The organism is Streptomyces erythrochromogenes (assembly GCF_040684695.1).
GTDB classification, from domain to species: domain Bacteria; phylum Actinomycetota; class Actinomycetes; order Streptomycetales; family Streptomycetaceae; genus Streptomyces; species Streptomyces erythrochromogenes_C.
Map to the genome: position 1 here is coordinate 109650 of NZ_JBFBGM010000005.1, position 22499 is coordinate 132148.

A 22499-nucleotide genomic window follows, 5' to 3' on the forward strand; every position below is an offset into this window, starting at 1 on the left:
CCTCAGGACTCCTGGGTGAGGGAGACGAGCACGTCGTCCCCTTCGATCTTTACGGGGTATACGGGGACGGGGCGCGTCGCGGGCAGACCGGAGGGCTTGCCGGTGCGCAGGTCGAAGGCCGACCCGTGCAGCCAGCACTCGATCATGCAGTCCTCGACCTCGCCCTCCGAGAGCGAGACGTTCGCGTGCGAGCAGATGTCGTTGATCGCGAACACCTCCCCGTCGGTGGAGACGATGGACACCGGCGTGCCGTCGAGTTCCACCCGCTTGGGGGTGTCCTCCTCCAGCTCGCTCAGCGCACAGGCCTTGACGTAGTTCATCAGACGGAACCCTGGAGCTCGGCCTCGATCTTGGCGATCAGGCGCTCCTCGATGTCGTCGACACCGATCTGCTGGACGAGCTCGGCGAAGAAGCCGCGGACGACCAGGCGGCGGGCCTCGTCGGCCGGGATGCCGCGGGCCTGCAGGTAGAAGAGCTGCTCGTCGTCGAAGCGGCCGGTCGCGGAGGCGTGGCCGGCGCCGACGATCTCGCCGGTCTCGATCTCCAGGTTCGGCACGGAGTCGACCCGCGCGCCGTCCGTGAGGACGAGGTTGCGGTTCATCTCGTACGTGTCGGTGCCCTCGGCGCTCTTCTCGATCAGCACGTCGCCGATCCAGACCGCGTGGGCGTCCTGGCCCTGCAGGGCACCCTTGTAGACCACGTTCGACTTGCAGTGCGGCGCGTCGTGCGTGACCAGGAGGCGGTGCTCCTGGTGCTGGCCGGCGTCCGTGAAGTACAGGCCGAGCATCTCGGCCTCGCCGCCGGGGCCCGCGTAGGTGACGCGCGGGTGCAGGCGGACGAGGTCGCCGCCGAAGGTGACGACGACGGACTTGAAGCTCGCGTCACGGCCGACGAGGGCGTTGTGCTGCGAGGTGTGGACCGCGGTGTCGTCCCAGTCCTGGACGGACACGAAGGTCACCTTGGCGCCGTCGCCGACGAGGATGTCGACGTTGGCGGCGCGCACGCCGTCACCGGTGTGGTCGATCACGATGATCGCCTCGGCGAAGGGCTTCACGTCGAAGACGGTGTGACCGAAGGTCGTGCCGCCCTCGCCGTGCAGGGCGACCCGGATGGGTTCGGTGAGCACGGTCTCCTTGGGCACGGTGATGACCGTGGCCTTGGCGAACGAGGAGAAGGCCTGTGCGGCGACCCGGTCGACGGGGGTGCCGGCCTTGCCGATCCGCTCGTCGCCGCGCTCCACGGACTCGACGGTGACGCCCTCGGGCGCGTCGATCTGGGCCTTCATCGTGCCGTCCGCGACAGCGGTGCCGTCGTGCAGGCCCTTGAGGCGGGCGAGCGGCGTGAAGCGCCACTCCTCCTCGCGGCCGTGCGGGACCGGGAAGTCGGCCACGTCGAAGGACGGGGGCGCGCTCATCCGGGTGGCGACGGTGGACTCGGCGGCCACCGCGATCGCGCCGGCGGTGGTGGAGCCCGCCGGAATATTCTGAGCCTCAGCCATGGCTGTCGTCTTGCTCGCTCTCTTAAGCAGGTCTGCGTCTGCGTCTGTGGATGTGCTGCGGGCGGGGCGGTCGGGACTAGCCGACCGAGCCCTCCATCTGCAGCTCGATCAGCCGGTTGAGCTCCAGCGCGTACTCCATGGGCAGCTCCTTCGCGATCGGCTCGACGAAGCCGCGCACGATCATGGCCATGGCCTCGAACTCGGTGAGGCCGCGCTGCATCAGGTAGAAGAGCTGGTCGTCGGAGACCTTGGAGACGGTGGCCTCGTGGCCCATCGTCACGTCGTCCTCGCGGACGTCCACGTACGGGTACGTGTCCGAGCGGGAGATCGTGTCCACGAGCAGCGCGTCGCACAGCACGTTGGACTTGGAGCCGGCGGCGCCCTCGCCGATCTCGACCAGGCCGCGGTAGGAGGTGCGGCCACCGCCTCGGGCCACCGACTTGGAGACGATGTTCGAGGAGGTGTTCGGCGCCATGTGGACCATCTTGGAGCCGGCGTCCTGGTGCTGGCCCTCGCCCGCGAAGGCGATGGACAGGGTCTCGCCCTTGGCGTGCTCGCCCATCAGGTAGACGGCCGGGTACTTCATGGTGACCTTGGAACCGATGTTGCCGTCGATCCACTCCATGGTCGCGCCCTCGTACGCCACGGCGCGCTTGGTGACCAGGTTGTAGACGTTGTTCGACCAGTTCTGGATCGTCGTGTAGCGGCAGCGGCCGCCCTTCTTGACGATGATCTCGACGACGGCGCTGTGCAGCGAGTCCGAGGAGTAGATCGGGGCGGTGCAGCCCTCGACGTAGTGGACGTAGGCGTCCTCGTCGACGATGATCAGCGTCCGCTCGAACTGGCCCATGTTCTCCGTGTTGATGCGGAAGTAGGCCTGGAGCGGGATGTCCACGTGGACACCCTTGGGGACGTAGATGAACGAGCCGCCGGACCACACCGCGGTGTTCAGCGACGCGAACTTGTTGTCGCCGACCGGGATGACCGTGCCGAAGTACTCCTGGAAGAGCTCCGGGTGCTCCTTGAGCGCGGTGTCCGTGTCGAGGAAGATCACGCCCTGCTCCTCCAGGTCCTCACGGATCTGGTGGTAGACGACCTCGGACTCGTACTGGGCCGCGACACCGGCGACGAGGCGCTGCTTCTCCGCCTCCGGGATGCCGAGCTTGTCGTACGTGTTCTTGATGTCCTCGGGCAGGTCCTCCCAGGAAGCGGCCTGCTTCTCGGTGGAGCGCACGAAGTACTTGATGTTGTCGAAGTCGATGCCCGAGAGGTCGGAGCCCCACATCGGCATGGGCTTCTTGCCGAAGAGCTTCAGGCCCTTGAGGCGGAGGTTCAGCATCCACTCCGGCTCGGACTTCTTCGCCGAGATGTCGCGGACGACAGCCTCGGACAGACCCCGCTTGGCAGCGGCACCGGCCGCGTCGGAGTCGGCCCAACCGTATTCATAGGTGCCCAGGCCATCGAGCTCAGGGTGAGCAGTCTCCGTGGTCATGCGGGGTTCCTCCCGGCCGTACTTGCAGATACTGATGTGTCGGTCTGTGTGGTGCCCGCGCTTCGCGGAATGAACGTCGTGCACACTCCGTCGCCGTGGGCGATCGTGGCGAGGCGCTGCACGTGCGTCCCGAGCAGGCGGGAGAAGACCTCGGTCTCCGCCTCGCAGAGCTGCGGGAACTGCTCGGCCACGTGGGCGACCGGGCAGTGGTGCTGGCAGAGCTGTTCACCGCTGTGCGGACCGGGAGCGCTCTTCGCCGTAGCAGCGTACCCGTCCTGCGTCAACGCCTTCGCAAGGGCCTCCGTGCGGCCCTCGGGGGCGGCCGCCTCGACGGCCTCCCGGTAGGTCTGCGCCTGCGTCTCCATCCGCGCCCTGGCGAAGGCGGCGACGGCCGCCTCGCCCTGTTCGCCGCCGCCGACGGACTGCGCGATCCAGCGCAGGGCGTCCGCGGCGAGCGTGTCGTAGGACTGGTCGAAGGCGTCGCGACCGCAGTCGGTGAGCGCGAAGACCTTGGCGGGCCGACCCCGGGTCCGCGCTCCGTACACGCGCTGCTCACGGGCTTCGACCACGTCGTCGGCGACGAGCGTGTCGAGGTGGCGGCGGACGGCGGCCTGGGTGAGGCCGAGGCGCTGGGCGAGGTCGGCGACGGTGGACGGACCGTGGTCCAGGATCGAGCGCGCCACCCGGTTGCGGGTTGACCGCTCCCCGGTGGTGAGCTCCCCCTGGGGGGTCTCGTTCTGCCGTTCGCCGTATTTCACAACGCCATTGTTGCGTAATTAACCGAGCCCGGACAAGCCGTGACGGACGCCACGCCTGGTGGCCTCCATCACTAAGGGTTACCTTATTTATCTACGGAGAGTTAATCGGAGGGGTTCATTCCGCTATCTCCCCGAATACGTTCCGGAGCCCTCCGCGCGGCTCCCACCAGCACTCATGCATCCGCCGCGGCTCCGTGCCCCCACCGCGCCGACTTCCCGAAAAGATCACCGAAAGCGGATGGGCCGTCCGGGCCGGCCGGACTGAAAAAAGCCATTTTCACTGCCCGGCGTTCGAATCCCAGGCGCCCGGAGCCCCGCCGCACCCGAATTCGGGGGCCCGGCTCCCGGCCACCCGGCGCCCGGGGCCCTTCCCGCGGCTCCGTAGACTCACCCACCATGAGCAACGACCCCGCCGTGGAGATCCGCGGACTGGTGAAGCGGTACGGCGCCACGACGGCGGTGGACGGGCTGGACCTCACCGTCCGCGGCGGCTCCGTCACCGCGGTCCTCGGTCCCAACGGCGCGGGCAAGACGACGACCGTCGAGACCTGCGAGGGCTACCACCGCCCCGATGCCGGCACCGTCCGCGTCCTCGGCCTCGACCCGGTCGCCCGGGCCGAGGAGCTGCGTCCGCGGATCGGCGTGATGCTCCAGTCCGGAGGCGTCTACTCCGGGGCCCGTGCCGTCGAGATGCTGCGCCACATGGCCAAGCTGTACGCCGACCCGCTCGACCCCGACGTCCTGGTGGAACGCCTCGGCCTGGGCAGCTGCGGCCGGACCCCCTACCGCCGGCTCTCCGGCGGCCAGCAGCAGCGCCTCGCCCTGGCCATGGCCGTCGTGGGCCGCCCCGAGCTGGTCTTCCTCGACGAACCCACCGCCGGCCTGGACCCGCAGGCCCGCCGCGCCACCTGGGACCTCGTACGGGAACTGCGCGCCGACGGGGTCACCGTCGTCCTCACCACCCACCACATGGACGAGGCCGAGCAGCTCGCGGACGAGGTCGCCATCGTGGACGCGGGCCGGGTCATCGCCCACGGCAGCCCCGAGCAGCTGTGCCGGGGCGGCGCCGAGAACACCCTGCGCTTCACCGGCCGGCCCGCCCTGGACCTGGCCTCGCTGCTGAAGGCGCTGCCCGACGGCACCGAGGCGGCCGAGACCACCGCCGGCGTCTACCGGGTGACCGGCGAGGTCGACCCGCAGCTGCTGGCCACCGTCGCCTCCTGGTGCGCGCAGAACAGCGTGCTGCCGGACAGCCTCTCGGTGGAGCGGCACACCCTCGAAGACGTCTTCCTCGAACTGACCGGTAAGGAGCTGCGCGCATGAGCGCCGGTACGTTCACCCCCCGCCCGGGGGCCGCGCCCGTGTCCCGCATGATCCTCGCGCAGACGGCGCTGGAGACCCGGATGCTGCTGCGCAACGGCGAGCAGCTGCTGCTGACCGTGATCATCCCGGCGCTGCTGCTGGTGCTGTTCTCCGCCGTCGACATCGTCGACACCGGCGCCGGTAAGTCGGTGGACTTCCTGGCCCCGGGCATCCTCGCCCTCGCCGTGATGTCCACCGCCTTCACCGGCCAGGCCATCGCCACCGGCTTCGACCGCCGCTACGGGGTCCTCAAGCGGCTCGGGGCCTCGCCCCTGCCGCGCTGGGCGCTGATGGCCGCCAAGACCCTCTCGGTGCTGGTCACCGAGGTGCTGCAGATCGCCCTGCTGACGGCGATCGCCCTGGCGCTGGGCTGGTCCCCGCAGGGGAACCCGCTGTCGGTCGCCGCGCTCGTCCTGCTGGGCACCGCCGCCTTCTCGGGGCTCGGGCTGCTGATGGCGGGCACGCTCAAGGCCGAGGCGACCCTGGCCGCCGCCAACCTGGTCTTCCTGCTGCTGCTGGTCGGCGGCGGGGTGATCGTGCCGATGGAGAAGTTCCCGGCCGGTGTGCAGTCCGTGCTGGGGCTGCTGCCCATCTCGGCCCTGTCCGACGGGCTGCGCGAGGTGCTCCAGCAGGGAGCGGTGCTCCCGTGGGGCGACGCGGCCGTCCTCGCGGCCTGGTCCGTACTCGGTCTGGGCGCCGCCGCGCGGCTCTTCCGCTGGGAATGAAACCCTTTCCCTCGCGACGGCCGAGCCGCGAGGATGGGCGCCTCCACACATGAAGCCGGGGGGCGGACATGGTGCAGCGGGAGGCCGTACTTCGGCTGGACGACCGGTGGGCGCGGGTGCGGGCGGGGGCCGCGCAGGTGGAGCCGGCGGAGCGGGAACGGCTCCTCGACGAGCTGATCGGCGCCCTGCGCGCGCTTGACGACGACCCCGAGTGCTCCGCCCTGCTCGGGCTGCGCCTCGCCGACCGGGCCGCCCTGCGGTTCGCCGCGGGGGACCGCGCGGGCGCCCTCGCCACGATCGAGGAGGGCCTGCGCAGCTCCGAACGCGCCGCCCGGCACACCCCGGAGTACGCCCGCTGGTACGCGCGCGGGCTGATCAACCACGGGGTGTGGCTGGCCTGGCCGCTGAGCGACGCGGACCGGCTGCCCAGGCACCCGCTGGGCGCGGCCGCGGGCGAGGGCCCCAGCGCCATGGAGCGGGCCGCCGGTGAGCGGGCCCGCGACCTGACCCGTACCGCGGTGGAGGTGTGGGCGGGACTGGACCAGCGCGATGCGGTCAACCGGCGGGGTCTCGCCCAGGCCAAGGTGTTCCTCGGCGACCGCCTCGCCGAGCTGGGTTCCACCGAGGACGCGGTGGCCTGGGCCGTGGACGCGGAGTCCGATTTCCGCCGGCTGCTCCTGGCCGATCCCGCGGCGGAGGAGGCCGAGGCCGCCGAGGAGGCCCTCGACCACATCGGCCGCCAGCTGGAACTGCGCCTGCGCTACCTGGCCTTCGACGAACTGGTCGGCCTGCGCACGCGGGGGCTGCTGCCCGAACGGCTGCTGCCCCGGGCCGTGGTGGCCGCCCGCATCCGCTCGGTGGACGAGCCCGAGATCGCGGCCCGGCTGCACCTCGGCGCCGAACAGGTGCGCACGATGCTGGAGGTCACCCCCTGGCTCGCGGTGTGGCGCTTCGACGTCCGCGGCTCCGACGGACTGTGGAACGCACTCCCCCATCCCTGGCACAGCGCCACAGAAGTGAGGAACCGGACAGCTGAGGACGTAGGGGCTGAATTAGTACGCGGCTTCACGGGCTCGCCGGACCACCCGGGCGACGCCGCGCACTGGCGCGTCCTGCTGTGGTGGCACGAGGAGGGCGACCCCGCCGGTGCCAGGTTCCGGCTGCTCGCCGGGCCCGACGCACCACCCCCCACCCCCTCGTGAAAGTTTGCACAAGGGGTCGCCTACGATATGGGGCGTGTTGAACCCCCTCGCTTACATCGCCAGCCGCTGGACTCCGTCACCCCGGATCGTCCGGCGGGCCGCGCTCGCCGCGCTCGTCATGAGCGTGGCCATCGTCGTCACCGGCGGCGCGGTGCGGCTGACCGGATCCGGTCTCGGCTGCGACACCTGGCCCAAGTGCACCGACGACAGCCTGATCGTGACGCAGGAGCAGGGGCTCCACGGCGCCATCGAGTTCGGCAACCGGATGCTGACGTACGTGCTCAGCGCCGCCGTCGGCTGGGTGATCGTCGCGGCCCGCTCGGCCGAGCCCTGGCGCCACTCGCTCACGAAGCTCGGCTGGGTCCAGTTCGCGATCGTCATGTGCAACGCCGTGCTCGGCGGCATCACCGTCATGACGGGCCTCAACCCGTACAGCGTGGCCGGGCACTTCCTGCTCGCCACCGCACTGATCGCCGTGACGACCATCACCTGGCACCGCGTCGGCGAGGGCGACACGGCCCCCCGCCCGCGCGTCCCCGGCCCGGTCCGCAAGCTGTCGTGGGCGCTGATCTCCACCACGCTCGTCCTGATCGCGGCGGGCACGGTGGTCACCGGGTCCGGCCCGCACGCCGGTGACAGCAGCGAGATCAAGCGCATGCCGTTCGACTGGGACACCACCGCGCACGTGCACGCGATCGCCGCCTGGGTGGTCTGCGCGCTGGCCGTCGCCATGTGGCTGGTGCTGCGGGTGGTCGACGCCCCCGTCGACACCCGGGCCCGCGCCCGCGACCTGCTGCTCGTCCTGCTCGCCCAGGGCGGCATCGGCTACGTGCAGTACTTCACCGATGTCCCCGAGGTCCTGGTAGCCGTGCACATGCTGGGCTCCTGCCTGGTGTGGATCGCCGTGCTCCGGCTCGCGCTGAGCCTGCGCGAGCGGCCGGCCGACGAGGCGGGGACCCCCGCGCCGGGCGACGCACAGCTCTCCTCCGTCTGAGTCCGGGCCCGCCGTTCCGGACCGGCCCTCACGGCCGGTCCAGCCGGTAGACGCGGCGGGCATTGCCCGCCGCGACCATGGCCGCCACCCGCTCCGCGTCCCGCCAGGACCAGGACCCCTCGGCGGCCCAGCCGCCCAGCACCCGGCCCAGCGCCTCCCGGAACACCAGGGCGCCCACCGCGTGCAGTTCGGGCAGCCGCCCTCCCCCGCTGGAGAACACCAGCTTCCCGAACGGCGCGAGCTCCAGCAGTTCGGCCAGGACCGCCGCGGCCCGCGCCCCGGTGCGCGCGAGGCCCGCGCCGGCATCTGCGTAGACGTGCGGGAAGGCCTCCGCGAGCCGCGCCGCGTGCCGGTGGTACGGGTATCCGCCGAGCAGCACCAGCCGTGTCCCGCGCCCCGCGGTGGCCCGTACGAACCCGGTCAGGGCGGCGGGGTCCTGCGTACCGGTGTGGAGCTGGAGCGGCAGCCCGGACGTCACCGCGCTCCAGAGCAGGTGCCGCAGCAGAACGGGGTCCCGTACGGCTCCCCCGCGCGGCCGCCCGTCCAGCCAGCGTCCGGCCGCACCGCGCACCTCGCCCGGGCCGGGCGGATCGGGATCGAAGGCCGTGCCGTCCGCGCGGCCCGGGACCGTCGCGCAGGCGAAGGCGGCCGCGCCGGCGGCGGCGTGGTGGACGGCCTCGGCGAGATTGGCCAGGAAGGCGGCCACCGTCCCGGAGGTGTCGGCCGCCTGCTCGGCCAGTAACTCCAGCCGGACGGTCTCGAAGGCCTCGGCGTCGGCGGCGAGCGCCAGTTCCTTGGGGGTGGTCAGGTCCCCGGCCGCACCGGTGTCGACCAGATAGGCGCCGACTCCGGAACCGCGCAGCAGGCGCCGCGCGGACTCGTCCGGGCCCAGCTCGCGGCGCCGGGCCAGATAGCGGGCCGGGGCGGCGTGCGGCTCCAGCCCCAGCAGCGGCGGACACCAGCGGCGGACCGCGAAACCGGTCTGGGTGTCGAAGAAGGTGGTGCCGGCGGCGGGCGGGCCGGCCGAGTGGATCAGCTGGGCCTCGAAGGTGCCCAGTCCCAGCTCCGTACGGAGGACTCCGTGGCAGTACTGGTCCACCAGGGGCGGCGTTTCGATCATCCGGGCATCCCGTTGCGGACGTGGGGAAGGCGCTTCCACACGTCCTAACGGGTGAGCGGGGTGTGAGGTGTTGCTCGGGCTGTTGACCGAGCCCGGACGGCGGCCCCCGGAGGGGCCCCGGGGGCGGTCAGGCCGCCGGGTTCTCGGACCCGCCGAGCTGGATACCGGCCATCCGCGACCACTCGTACGGGCCGGTCCGCACGCGCGCGGCGAACTCCCCGTCGAACTCCTCGTGGAGGGTCAGCCCGGCCTTCTCCGCGGCCAGCTGAGCCACCGCGAAGGTCGGGGCCACCAGGTCGCCCCAGCCGCCGTCCGTGCCCACGAGCACGATGCGGGTGCCGGCCTGGCCGATGTGGGCGAGCTGGCCCTCGGCGCCGCCGTGCTGCTTGGCGAAGGCGCCGATCTGCTTGGCCAGCTTCGCGGCCGTACGGTCCTGCTTCTTGTCCGCGGCGCCTGCGGCGGCCGCGGTGTCTGCGGTGTCTCCCATGGAAGCCATGCTACCGGCGAGTAATCAGCGGAGGAAGGGATCCACGGCCACCGCCACGAACAGCAGCGACACGTAGGTGATCGACCAGTGGAACAGGCGCATCTCCTTGAGCTTCGCACCCGTCACGCCCGCCTTGGCCCGCGCGTGCAGCGCGTGCGCCTCCCACAGCCACCAGCCGCCGGCCACCAGCGCGACCGCCGTGTAGAACCAGCCGGTGTACCCCAGCGGGGTCAGCAGCAGCGAGACGCCGACCATGACCCAGCTGTAGAGGACGATCTGGCGCGCCACGACCTTGTTGCCGGCCACGACCGGGAGCATCGGCACACCGACGCGGGCGTAGTCGTCGGCCACCTTCATCGACAGCGGCCAGTAGTGCGGCGGCGTCCAGAAGAAGATGACGAGGAAGAGGATGACGGCGGCCCAGGAGACCTCGTTGCGGACCGCGGACCAGCCGATGAGCACCGGCATGCAGCCCGCGATGCCGCCCCAGACGATGTTCTGGGTCGTGCGCCGCTTCAGCAGCATCGTGTAGATGACCACGTAGAAGAGGAGCGCACCGAGCGAGAGCGCCGCCGACAGCCAGTTGACGAGCAGGCCGAAGAACAGGGTGGAGACCACGCCCAGCGTGATGCCGAAGACCAGGCACTCCCGCGGGCTGACCATGCCGGTCACCAGCGGGCGCTGGGAGGTCCGGTCCATCAGCGCGTCGATGTCGCGGTCGATGTACATGTTCAGCGCGTTGGCGCCGCCCGCGGACAGGTAACCGCCGACGCAGGTCACCAGGACCAGCCACAGCGACGGCACGCCCTGTTCCGCGAGGAACATGACCGGCACTGTGGTGATCAGCAGAAGTTCGATGATCCGCGGCTTGGTCAATGCCACGAAAGCCATGACGCGGGTCCCGAACGGCCGGTGACCGGGGCTCGTCCCGAGCACCCCCGCTGGACGGGATTCGACGGCCGTCACGCACACCCCTGAGAGAGAATCCAGCAAGCTCCGACTCGGGCCGTTCACAACGTGAAGGCCCGGTTAAGGCTTGCGCGTACCACGCCACTGTAGACGTTGCGCTTACGTCGCCCCGCGCCGGGGTCGCCTCGTGTTGGGCCGATCGGACCGTGCATACATACGGGGGACGGCGCCCGCCGCGCACCCGTGGCCGGGTGAACACGGGTCGGCGGCGCGATGACGGACCGCCTGCACTCGAATAGCTGCACGCCGTTGCGGGGGTAGGCTCGGAATCGCCGGTGCACCGTTCGTCACCGGGATACAAACATGTGGAGAGGAGCCCTGACCCACGGTGAGCACCAAGCCGACCACCACAGAGCTCGAGTGGACCGAACTTGACCAGCGGGCCGTCGACACCGCCCGCGTCCTGGCCGCCGACGCGGTCCAGAAAGTCGGAAACGGCCACCCCGGTACGGCGATGAGCCTGGCCCCCGCCGCGTACACCCTCTTCCAGAAGGTGATGCGGCACGACCCGGCGGACCCCGAGTGGGTGGGCCGCGACCGTTTCGTGCTCTCCGCGGGGCACTCGTCCCTGACCCTCTACACCCAGCTGTACCTGGGCGGGTTCGGGCTCGAACTGGACGACCTGAAGTCGTTCCGCACCTGGGGCTCCAAGACCCCCGGCCACCCGGAGTACGGCCACACGGCGGGCGTCGAGACCACCACCGGCCCCCTCGGCCAGGGTGTCGCCAACGCGGTGGGCATGGCCATGGCCGCCCGCTACGAGCGCGGTCTCTTCGACCCGCAGGCCGCCCCGGGCACCTCCCCGTTCGACCACATGGTCTACGCGATCGCGGGCGACGGCTGCCTCCAGGAGGGCATCTCCCACGAGGCGTCCGCCCTCGCCGGCCACCAGAAGCTCGGCAACCTCGTCCTGCTGTGGGACGACAACCACATCTCCATCGAGGGTGACACGGAGACGGCCGTCTCCGAGGACACCATGAAGCGCTACGAGGCGTACGGCTGGCACGTCCAGCGCGTCGAGCAGCAGGAGAACGGCGACCTCGACCCGAAGGCGCTGTTCGCGGCGCTGCAGGCCGCCAAGGCCGTCACGGACCGCCCGTCCTTCATCGCGGCCCGCTCGATCATCGCCTGGCCCGCCCCGCACGCCCAGAACACCGAGGCCGCCCACGGCTCGGCGCTCGGCGACGACGAGGTCGCGGCCACCAAGCGCGTGCTCGGCTTCGACCCGGAGCAGACCTTCGAGGTCGCCGACGAGGTCATCGCCCACACCCGCAAGGCGCTGGACCGGGGCCGCGAGGCCAAGGCCGCCTGGGAGAAGGACTTCTCCGCCTGGCGCACCGCCAACCCGGAGCGCGCCGCCTCCTTCGACCGCATCAACGCCAACGAGCTGCCCGCGGGCTGGGAGGACGAGCTCCCGTCCTTCGAGGCCGGCAAGGCCGTCGCGACCCGCGCCGCCTCCGGCAAGGTCCTCCAGGCGCTCGGCGCGGTCATCCCGGAGCTGTGGGGCGGCTCGGCCGACCTCGCCGGCTCCAACAACACCACCATCGACAAGGACTCCTCGTTCCTGCCGGTGGGCAACCCGCTGCCGGAGGCCGACCCGTACGGCCGCACCATCCACTTCGGCATCCGCGAGCACGCCATGGCCGCGGCCATGAACGGCATCGCCCTGCACGGCCACACCCGTATCTACGGCGGCACCTTCCTGGTGTTCTCCGACTACATGCGCAACGCCGTGCGCCTGTCCGCCCTGATGCACCTGCCGGTGACCTACGTGTGGACGCACGACTCCATCGGCCTCGGCGAGGACGGCCCGACCCACCAGCCGGTCGAGCACCTGGCCTCGCTGCGCGCCATCCCGGGCCTGACGATCGTCCGCCCGGCCGACGCGAACGAGACCGCGATCGCCTGGCGCGAGATCCTCAAGCGTCACACCAAGGTGTTCGGCAAGGGCACCCCGCACGGTCTGGCCCTCACCCGTCAGGGCGTGCCGACGTACGAGGCCGACGAGAACACCGTCAAGGGCGGCTACGTGCGCTTCGAGGCGGAAGGCGGCGACGCCCAGGTCGTCCTCATCGGCACCGGCTCCGAGGTGCACGTGGCCGTCGAGGCGCGCGAGCAGCTCCAGGCCGCCGGCATCCCGACCCGCGTGGTCTCGATGCCGTCCGTCGAGTGGTTCGAGGAGCAGGACCAGGCGTACAAGGACAGCGTCCTGCCGCCCTCCGTCAAGGCCCGCGTCGCGGTCGAGGCGGGCATCGGCCTGACCTGGCACCGCTACGTCGGTGACGCGGGCCGGATCGTGTCGCTGGAGCACTTCGGTGCCTCGGCCGACGCGAAGGTGCTGTTCCGCGAGTTCGGGTTCACGCCGGAGGCCGTCGCCGCCGCCGCCCGCGACTCCCTCGCCGCCGCCGCGCGCTGACGCCCGTACTACACCAGTAGGAGATGCAATTCCCATGACAGACGCACTCAAGCGCCTCTCCGACGAAGGCGTGGCGATCTGGCTGGACGACCTGTCCCGCAAGCGCATCACGTCCGGCAACCTGGCCGAGCTCATCGACCAGTCGCACGTGGTCGGTGTCACCACCAACCCGGCGATCTTCCAGAAGGCGATCAGCGGCGGCGAGGGCTACGAGCAGCAGCTCACCGACCTCGCGACCCGCAAGGTCACCGTGGACGAGGCGCTGCGCATGATCACGACGGCGGACGTCAGGGACGCCGCCGACATCCTGCGCCCCGTCTACGACCGCACCGACGGCCAGGACGGCCGCGTCTCGATCGAGGTCGACCCCCGTCTGGCCCACAACACCGCGGCGACGATCGCCGAGGCCAAGCAGCTCGCGTGGCTGGTGGACCGGCCGAACACGCTCATCAAGATCCCGGCGACGAAGGCCGGCCTGCCGGCGATCACCGAGGTCATCGGCAAGGGCATCAGCGTCAACGTCACGCTGATCTTCTCGCTGGAGCGCTACCGCGAGGTCATGGACGCCTACCTGGCGGGCCTGGAGAAGGCCAAGGCCGCCGGCCTGGACCTCTCCCTGATCCACTCGGTCGCGTCCTTCTTCGTGTCCCGCGTGGACACCGAGATCGACAAGCGCCTGGACGCCGTCGGCACGGACGAGGCGAAGGCCCTGAAGGGCAAGGCGGCGCTCGCCAACGCCCGTCTGGCCTACGAGGCCTACGAGGAGGTCTTCTCCTCGGACCGCTGGAACGCCCTGGAGCGCGCCGGCGCCAACAAGCAGCGTGCGCTGTGGGCCTCGACGGGTGTCAAGGACCCGTCGTACAAGGACACCCTGTACGTGGACGACCTGGTCGCCCCGAACACGGTGAACACCATGCCGGAGGCCACCCTGGAGGCCACGGCGGACCACGGGCAGATCACGGGTGACACCGTGCGCGGCACCTACGAGCAGGCCCGCGCCGAGCTCGATGCGGTCGCGAAGCTGGGCATCTCGTACGACGATGTCGTTCAGCTGCTGGAAGACGAGGGCGTCGAGAAGTTCGAGGCGTCCTGGAACGACCTGCTGAAGTCGACCGAGGCGGAGCTGCAGCGCCTCGCCCCCACGGAGGCCTGACCACTTTGTCTGTAAACGGAGCGAACCCGCTTCGTGACGCACAGGACCGGCGGCTCCCGCGCATCGCGGGGCCGTCCGGCCTGGTCATTTTCGGCGTTACGGGTGACCTGTCGCGCAAGAAGCTGATGCCTGCCGTCTACGACCTGGCCAACCGCGGCCTGCTCCCGCCGGGCTTCTCCCTCATCGGGTTCGCCCGCAGGGAGTGGGAGCACGAGGACTTCGCCCAGGAGGTGTACGAGGCGGTCAAGGAGCACTCGCGCACCCCCTTCCGTGAGGAGGTCTGGCAGCAGCTGGTGCAGGGCTGCCGCTTCGTCCAGGGCGACTTCGACGACGACGCCGCCTTCGAGACGCTGAAGGCGACGATCGACGAGCTCGACAAGGCGCAGGGCACGGGGGGCAACTTCGCCTTCTACCTGTCCGTCCCGCCGAAGTTCTTCCCCAAGGTGGTCCAGCAGCTCAAGGACCACGGTCTGGCGCAGAAGGAGGGCTCCTGGCGGCGTGCCGTCATCGAGAAGCCCTTCGGCCACGACCTGAAGAGCGCCGAGGAGCTCAACAAGGTCGTCCACGAGGTCTTCCCGCGTGACGAGGTCTTCCGGATCGACCACTACCTCGGCAAGGAGACCGTCCAGAACATCCTGGCGCTCCGCTTCGCCAACACGATGTTCGAGCCGATCTGGAACCGGTCGTACGTCGACCACGTGCAGATCACCATGGCCGAGGACATCGGCATCGGCGGCCGGGCGGGCTACTACGACGGCATCGGCGCGGCCCGCGACGTCATCCAGAACCACCTGCTCCAGCTGCTCGCGCTGACCGCGATGGAGGAGCCCGGCTCCTTCCACCCCAAGGCGCTGGTGGCGGAGAAGCTCAAGGTCCTGACGGCGGTGCAGCTGCCGGAGGACCTGGGCAAGCACACCGTGCGCGGCCAGTACGCGGCGGCCTGGCAGGGTGGCGAGAAGGTCGTCGGGTACCTCGAAGAGGACGGCATCGACCCCAAGTCGAAGACCGACACCTACGCGGCCATCCGTCTGGAGATCAACAACCGCCGCTGGGCGGGCGTCCCCTTCTACCTGCGGACGGGCAAGCGCCTGGGCCGCCGGGTGACCGAGATCGCGGTGGTCTTCAAGCGGGCCCCGTACCTGCCGTTCGAGTCGGGCGCGACCGAGGAGCTGGGGCAGAACGCCCTGGTCATCCGGGTCCAGCCGGACGAGGGCGTGACGGTCCGCTTCGGGTCCAAGGTTCCGGGCACCTCCATGGAGGTCCGGGACGTCACGATGGACTTCGCCTACGGCGAGTCCTTCACGGAGTCGAGCCCCGAGGCGTACGAGCGGCTCATCCTCGACGTGCTCCTCGGCGACGCGAACCTCTTCCCCCGCCACCAGGAGGTCGAGCTGTCCTGGAACATCCTCGACCCGATCGAGGAGTACTGGGACAAGCACGGCAAGCCCGCGCAGTACCCGGCGGGCACCTGGGGGCCGGTCGAGGCGGACGAGATGCTCGCACGAGACGGACGGAGCTGGCGCCGGCCATGAAGATCGACCTCACGGAGACCAACTCCAGCAAGATCAACGCCGCGATGGTGCAGGCACGCCGGGACATCGGCACGCCGGCCATCGGCATGGTCCTCACGCTGGTGATCGTGACCGACGAGGAGAACGCGTACGACGCGCTCAAGTCGGCGAACGACGCGTCCCACGAACACCCCTCGCGGATCGTCGTCGTCATCAAGCGGGCCAGCCGCTCGCCGCGCAGCCGCCGGGACGCCCGGCTCGACGCGGAGATCCGCGTCGGGGCGGACTCCGGCAGCGGTGAGACGGTCGTGCTGCGCCTTCACGGCGAACTGGTCGACCACGCCCAGTCGGTGGTTCTCCCGCTGCTCCTCCCGGATGCGCCCGTGGTCGTCTGGTGGCCGGACGGTGCTCCCGCCGACCTGGCGGGCGACCCGCTGGGCACGCTCGGGCAGCGCCGCATCACGGACACGTACTCCTGCGAGGACCCGGTCGGCACGCTCGGCTCCCGGGCGGGTGCGTACGCGCCCGGGGACACGGACCTGTCGTGGACCCGGATCACCCCGTGGCGTTCCATGCTGGCCGCGGCGCTGGACCAGCAGGCCCTGTCGGTCGTCTCGGCGACCGTCGAGGGCGAGGCCGACAACCCGAGCTGTGAGCTGCTGGCCATGTGGCTGGCGGACCGGCTCCAGGTCCCGGTCCGCCGCACGCTGTCGGCGGGTCCGGGCCTGACGGCCGTACGTCTGTCGACCAAGGACGGCGACATCGTCCTGAACCGGGCGGACGGCGGGCTGGCCACGCTGTGCATGCCGGGGCAGCCCGACCGGAACGTGGCGCTCAAGCGCCGCGACACGGCCGAGCTCCTGGCGGAGGAGCTGCGCCGGCTGGACCCGGACAACACGTACGAGGCTTCGCTGAAGTACGGCGTGTCCCAGCTGGCGGCGGCCTCCTCGAAGCCGGAGGCGGCTGCCGAGGAACCGGCGGAAGCGGCTCCGGCCGCGAAGCCGGCGGCCAAGCCGGCCGCCAAGCCGGCGAAGAAGCCCGCGGCCAAGTAGGCGGGCCGGTAGGCCCACTGCTGGGGCTCCGCCCCAGACCCCGCGCCTCAAACGCCGGCGAGGCTGGTTCTTCCAGCCCGTCCGGCGTTTGAGGACCGGGTCCGGGCAGCGGCGCCCGCGGCACCGCACCCCCGGAACTACCAAGAAGGCGGCAGCACATGGGTATGACGACTCCTCAGGTCGTCGTCCACCGGGACAAGGAACTGATGGCCGAGGCCACCGCGGCCCGGCTCATCACGAAGATCGTCGACGCCCAGGCGGCCCGCGGCACCGCGTCCGTGGTGCTCACCGGCGGACGCAACGGCAACGGCCTCCTCGCCGCACTGGCCACCGCCCCGGCCCGCGACGCGATCGACTGGCACCGGCTCGACCTGTGGTGGGGCGACGAGCGGTACGTGCCCGCCGACGACCCCGAGCGCAACCACACCCAGGCCCGCGAGGCCCTCCTGGACTCCGTCCCGGTCGACCCCGCCCGCGTGCACGCCATGCCGGCCTCGGACGGCCCGTACGGCGCCGACGTGGACGCGGCCGCCGCCGCGTACGCGGCCGAGCTGGCACGGGCGGCCGGTCCGGAGGACCACGGTCCGGTCCCCACCTTCGACGTGCTGATGCTGGGCGTCGGCCCGGACACGCACGTGGCCTCGCTCTTCCCCGAGCACCCCGCGGCCCGGGAGACCGACCGCACGGTGGTCGGCGTGCACGGCGCGCCCAAGCCGCCGCCCACCCGGATCTCGCTGACCCTCCCGGCCATCCGGGCGGCCCGCGAGGTCTGGCTGCTGGCGGCCGGCGAGGACAAGGCCGGAGCGGTCTCCATCGCCCTCGGCGGGGCCGGCGGCGTGCAGGCACCGGCCGCGGAGGCGTACGGCCGCTCGCGGACCCTGTGGCTCCTGGACCGGGCGGCGGCGGCCAAGCTGCCGTCCGGGATGTATCCTCCGGCCTCCTCCTGACGGGAGCCGACGCGAAGGGCCCGCTCTCCCCGGGGAGAGCGGGCCCTTCGCGCATGCGTCAGCCGTGTACGTCAGCCGTGTGCGTCAGCCGCGGCCGCGCAGCGTCCGGTAGGTCGCGACGAGCTCCTGCGTGGAGGCGTCCAGACCGGGGACGTCCGCGCCCTCGGTCAGTGCGGGCTCGACGCGCTTGGCGAGGACCTTGCCGAGTTCGACGCCCCACTGGTCGAAGGAGTCGATGTTCCACACGGCGCCCTGGACGAACACCTTGTGCTCGTACAGCGCGATCAGCTGGCCGAGCACCCCGGGGGTGAGTTCGGTGGCCAGGATGGTGGTCGTCGGGTGGTTGCCGTGGAAGGTCTTGTGCGGGACCAGCGACTCCGGCGCCCCTTCCGCGCGGACCTCGTCGGCCGTCTTGCCGAAGGCCAGGGCCTGGGTCTGCGCGAAGAAGTTGGCCATGAGCAGGTCGTGCTGGGCCGCGGGGGCCGCCTCCAGCTCGGCCACCGGCTTGGCGAAGCCGATGAAGTCCGCAGGGATCACCTTCGTGCCCTGGTGGATCAGCTGGTAGTAGGCGTGCTGGCCGTTGGTGCCGGGCGTGCCCCAGACCACCGGGCCGGTCTGCCACTCCACCGGATTGCCGTCGCGGTCCACGGACTTGCCGTTGGACTCCATGTCCAGCTGCTGCAAGTACGCGGTGAAGCGCGAGAGGTAGTGGCTGTACGGGAGCACCGCGTGCGACTGGGCGTCGAAGAAGGCTCCGTACCAGATCCCCAACAGGCCCATCAGGAGCGGGGCGTTCTCCTCGGCGGGCGCCGTGCGGAAGTGCTGGTCCATCAGGCGGAAGCCGGCCAGCAGGTCGCGGAAGGCGCCGGGGCCGATCGCGATCATCAGGGAGAGCCCGATCGCGGAGTCGAAGGAGTAGCGCCCGCCGACCCAGTCCCAGAACCCGAACATGTTGGCCGGGTCGATGCCGAACTCGGTGACCTTCTCCGCGTTGGTCGAGAGCGCCACGAAGTGCCGTGCCACGGCGGCCTGGTCGCCGCCCAGCCCCGCGAGCAGCCAGCCGCGGGCGGAGGTGGCGTTGGTGATGGTCTCGATCGTGGTGAAGGTCTTGGAGGCGATGATGAACAGCGTCTCGGCCGGGTCCAGGTCGCGCAGGGCCTCGTGCAGGTCCGCCCCGTCGACGTTGGACACGAAGCGCACGGTCAGGCCGCGGTCGGCGAAGGCCCGCAGGGCCTCGTAGGCCATCGCGGGGCCCAGGTCGGAGCCGCCGATGCCGATGTTGACGACGTTCCTGATGGGCTTGCCGGTGAAGCCGGTCCAGGCGCCCGACCTGATCCGGTCGGAGAAGGCGGCCATCTTGTCGAGGACCTCGTGCACGCCGGGGACGACGTTCTCGCCGTCGACCTCGACGACGGCGTCCGCCGGGGCGCGCAGCGCGGTGTGCAGGACCGCCCGGTCCTCGGTCGTGTTGATCTTCTCGCCGCGGAACATGGCCTCGCGCAGTTCGGCCACGCCCGTCGCCGCGGCCAGTTCGCGCAGCAGTTCCAGCGTCTCGTCGGTGACGAGGTGCTTGGAGTAGTCGATGTACAGGTCCCCGACCCGCAGGGTGTAGCCGGCGCCGCGGCCGGGATTCTCCTCGAACAGCTGCCGCAGATGCGTCCCGCCGAAATCCTCCCGGTGCTTGCCGAGCGCCAGCCACTCGGGCGTCCGGTTCAGCTTGATACGGCTGCCTGCGTTCATCTCGGACATCAACCCACTTCTTCCGTCCTGTCGTGCCCCGCCGATCACCAACTTAAGGGATCACAAGCGGCGCAACGCACACAAAGAGGCCCGGCCCCGCAGGAGAGATTCCTGCGGGGCCGGGCCTCACGTCACATTCACCGGGCGGTGTCAGATCTCGCCCCGGAGCTTGGCGAGCGCCTCGGCGAGGATCGCCTCGCCGTCAGCGTCCGAGCGCCGTTCGCGTACGTACGCCAGGTGCGTCTTGTAGGGCTCGGTGCGCGGCGGCGCGGGCGGGTTGTCCCGGTCCTGGCCGGCCGGGAACCCGCAGCGCGGGCAGTCCCAGGTGTCCGGCACCTGCGCGTCGCTGGCGAAGCTCGGCTGCGTCTCGTGCCCGTTCGAGCACCAGAAGGAGATGCGCAGGCGGGGCGCAGACTCGCCGCGCTCTGCCTCACCCATCGGCCCCGCTCCGACCCGGCTACCACGGATCGCGTTGCCACTTGCCACGGTCGTAACTCCCTGCGTGATGGTGCCGCGGAGTGTGAGTGGAGAATCCGCCGCGGAGCGCCCAAGTCTACGTAAGGCCCAACGCACGTCCAGTGAGCGGAGTTACTGATTCCGCGCCGTGGACGCCTGCCTCATCATAGGTCGGGCGATGCCGACCGGACTGCCGGAATGGCGAGAACGGTCAGCTGCTCGACTTCATCACCAGGCCGAGCGCGACGATGCACGCGAACCAGAGCAGACCCACCACGACGGTGATGCGGTCCAGGTTCCGCTCCGCGACGGAGGAACCGCCGACCGACGACTGCATGCCGCCGCCGAACATGTCGGAGAGGCCGCCGCCCTTGCCCTTGTGCATCAGCACGAGCAGCATCAGCAGGGCGCTGAAGACGATCAGGGCGATCGAGAACCCCATAATCACGGCTGATTCCTACTTTCTGGCTTTTTCGGGCTTTCCGGCTTTGCGAGATGTGCGCGGGGGCCAGCTGCCGGAACTCCAGCCTCTGGCCCCCGCAAGGGTACGACGGATCGGCCCTACCGCATACTCACTGGTCGCGGAAGCGGACGATCTTGACGAACTCGTCCGCGTCGAGCGCCGCGCCGCCGATCAGGGCGCCGTCGACGTCCGGCTGGGCCATGATCTCCGCGATGTTCCCGGACTTCACGGAGCCGCCGTACTGGATGCGGACCTTGTCGGCCAGCTCCTGCGAGTACAGCTCCGCGAGACGGCCGCGGATCGCCCCGCAGACCTCCTGGGCGTCCTCGGGGGTGGCTACCTCGCCGGTGCCGATGGCCCAGACGGGCTCGTAGGCGATCACGACGGACTCGACCTGCTCGGCCGGGACGTCCTTCAGGCCGCCGTCGACCTGGGCGAGGGTGTGGGGGACCTGCTGTCCGGCCTTGCGGACGTCGAGGCCCTCGCCGACGCACAGGATCGGGGTGATCCCGTGCTTGTACGCGGCCTTGACCTTGGCGTTGCAGATCTCGTCGGTCTCGCCGTGGTACTGGCGGCGCTCGCTGTGGCCGACGGCCACGTACGTGCACTTCAGCTTCGACAGCATCGGGCCGGAGATCTCGCCGGTGTAGGCGCCGGAGTCGTGCGCCGAGATGTCCTGGGCGCCGTACTTGATCTTCAGCTTGTCACCGTCGACCAGGGTCTGGACGGAGCGCAGGTCGACGAAGGGCGGCAGGACCGCGACCTCGACGGCGTCGTAGTCCTTGTCGGCGAGCGCGAAGGCGAGCTTCTGGACGTGGGCGATGGCCTCGAGGTGGTTGAGGTTCATCTTCCAGTTGCCCGCCATGAGCGGGGTGCGGGTGGTCATGCGGGTTCAGCCCTCCAGGGCGGCGAGGCCGGGGAGCGTCTTGCCCTCGAGGTACTCGAGGGAGGCGCCGCCACCGGTGGAAATGTGGCCGAAAGCGTTCTCGTCGAAGCCCAGCGTACGGACCGCGGCGGCGCTGTCGCCGCCGCCGACGACCGTGAAGGCGTCGCTGTCGACGAGGGCCTGCGCGATCGCGCGGGTGCCTCCGGCGTAGTCGGGGTGCTCGAAGACGCCCAGGGGACCGTTCCAGAAGACGGTCGCCGCGTCGGCGATCTTCGAGGCGTACAGCTCGCGGGTCTTCGGACCGATGTCCAGACCCTCCTTGTCGGCGGGGATCTTGTCCGCGTCGACGGTGGTGTACTCGGCCGGGGTCTTGCCCTTGAGGTCGGGGAAGTCGGTCGAAGCCAGGATGTCGACCGGCAGGACCAGCTCGACGCCGGTGGACTCGGCCCGGGCCATGTACTCCTTGACCTTTTCGACCTGGTCCTTCTGGAGCAGGGAGATGCCGACCTCGTAGCCCTTGGCGTAGAGGAAGGTGTAGGCCATGCCGCCGCCGATCAGGAGGCGGTCGGCCTTGCCGAGCAGCTCGTCGATGACGGCGAGCTTGTCGGAGACCTTGGCGCCGCCGAGGACGACGACGTAGGGGCGCTTGACCTCGTCCGTCAGCTTCTTCAGGACGCCGACCTCGGTGGCGATCAGGTAGCCGGCCGCGTGCGGCAGGCGCGCGGGCAGGTCGAAGACCGAGGCGTGCTTGCGGTGGACGGCGCCGAAGCCGTCGCCGACGTAGACGTCGGCGAGCTCCGCCAGCTGGTCGGCGAAGGCGCCGCGCTCGGCGTCGTCCTTCGAGGTCTCGCCGGCGTTGAAACGCAGGTTCTCGATGACGGCGACCTTGCCGTCGGTGAGGGCGGCGACGGTCTCCTTGGCGGAGGACCCCACGGTGTCGGTGGCGAACGCCACGTCCGTGCCGAGCAGTTCACCGAGGCGCGCGGCGGCCGGGGCGAGCGAGAAGGCCGGGTCCGGGGCGCCCTTGGGGCGGCCCAGGTGCGAGGCCACGATGACGCGGGCGCCGGCCTCGGCGAGCTTCGCGATCGTGGGCCGGACGGCGCGGATGCGGCCGTCGTCGGTGATGGTGCCCTCGGCGAGCGGGACGTTGAGGTCCGCGCGGACGAAGACCCGCTTGCCCTTGACGCCTTCGGCGAGCAGTTCGTCGATCGTCTTCATGTGTTTCTGACTCCTTTGGGCGCCCGTGTCGGGGGCGAAGAACGACTGGC

21 protein-coding genes are annotated in these 22499 nt (G+C 70.8%); 9 read left to right on the forward strand and 12 right to left on the reverse strand.

Features of this window, described 5'->3' with window-relative positions; genetic code table 11:
- Window positions 1-2: 2 nt before the first annotated feature.
- The 4 genes from AB0O53_RS10955 to AB0O53_RS10970 form a co-directional block, all read right to left on the reverse strand.
- Complete coding sequence (locus AB0O53_RS10955; protein ID WP_136232716.1) at window positions 3-320, reverse strand: bifunctional 3-phenylpropionate/cinnamic acid dioxygenase ferredoxin subunit; 318 nt, start codon at window positions 318-320, stop codon at window positions 3-5.
- Window positions 320-1498: a Fe-S cluster assembly protein SufD gene (gene sufD / locus AB0O53_RS10960; RefSeq protein WP_365194611.1), complete on the reverse strand. Its 1179-nt coding sequence runs from the start codon at window positions 1496-1498 to the stop codon at window positions 320-322. Before sufD ends, AB0O53_RS10955 begins: the two co-directional genes overlap by 1 nt.
- A 76-nt stretch (window positions 1499-1574) precedes the next feature.
- The gene (sufB, locus tag AB0O53_RS10965; RefSeq protein ID WP_350994833.1) at window positions 1575-2990 is read right to left on the reverse strand and encodes a Fe-S cluster assembly protein SufB; all 1416 of its coding nucleotides are present in this window, start codon (window positions 2988-2990) and stop codon (window positions 1575-1577) included.
- Window positions 2987-3748 (reverse strand): helix-turn-helix transcriptional regulator, encoded by a 762-nt coding sequence (locus AB0O53_RS10970; RefSeq protein WP_350994835.1) that lies wholly within the window; start codon window positions 3746-3748, stop codon window positions 2987-2989. Before AB0O53_RS10970 ends, sufB begins: the two co-directional genes overlap by 4 nt.
- 396 nt (window positions 3749-4144) lie before the next feature.
- Between AB0O53_RS10970 and AB0O53_RS10975 the strand changes: the two genes are divergently transcribed.
- The 4 genes from AB0O53_RS10975 (at window position 4145) to AB0O53_RS10990 (ending at window position 8031) form a co-directional block, all read left to right on the forward strand.
- Complete coding sequence (locus tag AB0O53_RS10975; protein WP_365194615.1) at window positions 4145-5071, forward strand: ABC transporter ATP-binding protein; 927 nt, start codon at window positions 4145-4147, stop codon at window positions 5069-5071.
- Window positions 5068-5835, forward strand: coding sequence for an ABC transporter permease (locus AB0O53_RS10980; RefSeq protein WP_365194618.1), 768 nt, complete (start codon window positions 5068-5070; stop codon window positions 5833-5835). The genes AB0O53_RS10975 and AB0O53_RS10980 overlap by 4 nt, the downstream gene beginning before the upstream one ends.
- 68 nt (window positions 5836-5903) lie before the next feature.
- A complete protein-coding gene (locus AB0O53_RS10985; RefSeq protein ID WP_365194620.1) occupies window positions 5904-7037 on the forward strand; it encodes a hypothetical protein in 1134 nt (377 codons plus the stop codon).
- A 34-nt stretch (window positions 7038-7071) separates the two neighbouring features.
- Window positions 7072-8031: a COX15/CtaA family protein gene (locus AB0O53_RS10990; protein WP_403139881.1), complete on the forward strand. Its 960-nt coding sequence runs from the start codon at window positions 7072-7074 to the stop codon at window positions 8029-8031.
- Window positions 8032-8059: 28 nt separating this feature from the next.
- Here AB0O53_RS10990 and AB0O53_RS10995 read toward each other — a convergent pair whose 3' ends face one another.
- The 3 genes from AB0O53_RS10995 to AB0O53_RS11005 all read right to left on the reverse strand — a co-directional run bounded on the left by AB0O53_RS10995 (window position 8060) and on the right by AB0O53_RS11005 (window position 10610).
- Complete coding sequence (locus tag AB0O53_RS10995; protein WP_365194623.1) at window positions 8060-9151, reverse strand: amidohydrolase family protein; 1092 nt, start codon at window positions 9149-9151, stop codon at window positions 8060-8062.
- A gap of 127 nt (window positions 9152-9278) precedes the next feature.
- Entirely contained in the window at window positions 9279-9638 is a 360-nt protein-coding gene (locus AB0O53_RS11000) for a hypothetical protein (protein ID WP_234432396.1), read from the reverse strand.
- 24 nt (window positions 9639-9662) lie between these two features.
- Window positions 9663-10610, reverse strand: a complete 948-nt coding sequence (locus AB0O53_RS11005) for a heme o synthase (protein ID WP_350995080.1) — start codon at window positions 10608-10610, stop codon at window positions 9663-9665.
- A 325-nt stretch (window positions 10611-10935) separates the two neighbouring features.
- On the opposite strand from AB0O53_RS11005, the gene tkt reads away from it, so the two are divergent.
- From tkt to pgl, 5 genes are all read left to right on the forward strand, one after another.
- Entirely contained in the window at window positions 10936-13023 is a 2088-nt protein-coding gene (gene tkt, locus AB0O53_RS11010; RefSeq protein ID WP_350994847.1) for a transketolase, read from the forward strand.
- A gap of 34 nt (window positions 13024-13057) precedes the next feature.
- Complete coding sequence (tal, locus tag AB0O53_RS11015) at window positions 13058-14176, forward strand: transaldolase (protein ID WP_350994849.1); 1119 nt, start codon at window positions 13058-13060, stop codon at window positions 14174-14176.
- Between the two features lie 5 nt (window positions 14177-14181).
- A complete protein-coding gene (gene zwf, locus AB0O53_RS11020; RefSeq protein ID WP_030766695.1) occupies window positions 14182-15708 on the forward strand; it encodes a glucose-6-phosphate dehydrogenase in 1527 nt (508 codons plus the stop codon).
- Window positions 15705-16739, forward strand: a complete 1035-nt coding sequence (opcA, locus tag AB0O53_RS11025; RefSeq protein WP_350994852.1) for a glucose-6-phosphate dehydrogenase assembly protein OpcA — start codon at window positions 15705-15707, stop codon at window positions 16737-16739. Before zwf ends, opcA begins: the two co-directional genes overlap by 4 nt.
- Window positions 16740-16903: 164 nt before the next feature.
- Window positions 16904-17686 carry a 6-phosphogluconolactonase gene (gene pgl, locus AB0O53_RS11030; protein ID WP_350994854.1) on the forward strand — a complete coding sequence of 261 codons (783 nt, stop codon included), beginning with the start codon at window positions 16904-16906 and terminating at the stop codon, window positions 17684-17686.
- Between the two features lie 84 nt (window positions 17687-17770).
- Here the strand turns inward: pgl and pgi are convergent, their stop codons facing one another.
- From pgi to AB0O53_RS11055, 5 genes are all read right to left on the reverse strand, one after another.
- The gene (pgi, locus tag AB0O53_RS11035) at window positions 17771-19426 is read right to left on the reverse strand and encodes a glucose-6-phosphate isomerase (protein WP_365194832.1); all 1656 of its coding nucleotides are present in this window, start codon (window positions 19424-19426) and stop codon (window positions 17771-17773) included.
- A 150-nt stretch (window positions 19427-19576) separates the two neighbouring features.
- Window positions 19577-19912 (reverse strand): RNA polymerase-binding protein RbpA, encoded by a 336-nt coding sequence (locus AB0O53_RS11040; RefSeq protein WP_010352468.1) that lies wholly within the window; start codon window positions 19910-19912, stop codon window positions 19577-19579.
- 181 nt (window positions 19913-20093) lie between these two features.
- Window positions 20094-20324 carry a preprotein translocase subunit SecG gene (gene secG / locus AB0O53_RS11045; RefSeq protein ID WP_030659973.1) on the reverse strand — a complete coding sequence of 77 codons (231 nt, stop codon included), beginning with the start codon at window positions 20322-20324 and terminating at the stop codon, window positions 20094-20096.
- A 130-nt stretch (window positions 20325-20454) separates the two neighbouring features.
- Complete coding sequence (gene tpiA, locus AB0O53_RS11050; RefSeq protein WP_365194628.1) at window positions 20455-21231, reverse strand: triose-phosphate isomerase; 777 nt, start codon at window positions 21229-21231, stop codon at window positions 20455-20457.
- A 6-nt stretch (window positions 21232-21237) separates the two neighbouring features.
- The gene (locus AB0O53_RS11055; protein ID WP_350994858.1) at window positions 21238-22449 is read right to left on the reverse strand and encodes a phosphoglycerate kinase; all 1212 of its coding nucleotides are present in this window, start codon (window positions 22447-22449) and stop codon (window positions 21238-21240) included.
- Between the last annotated feature and the right edge of the window lie 50 nt (window positions 22450-22499).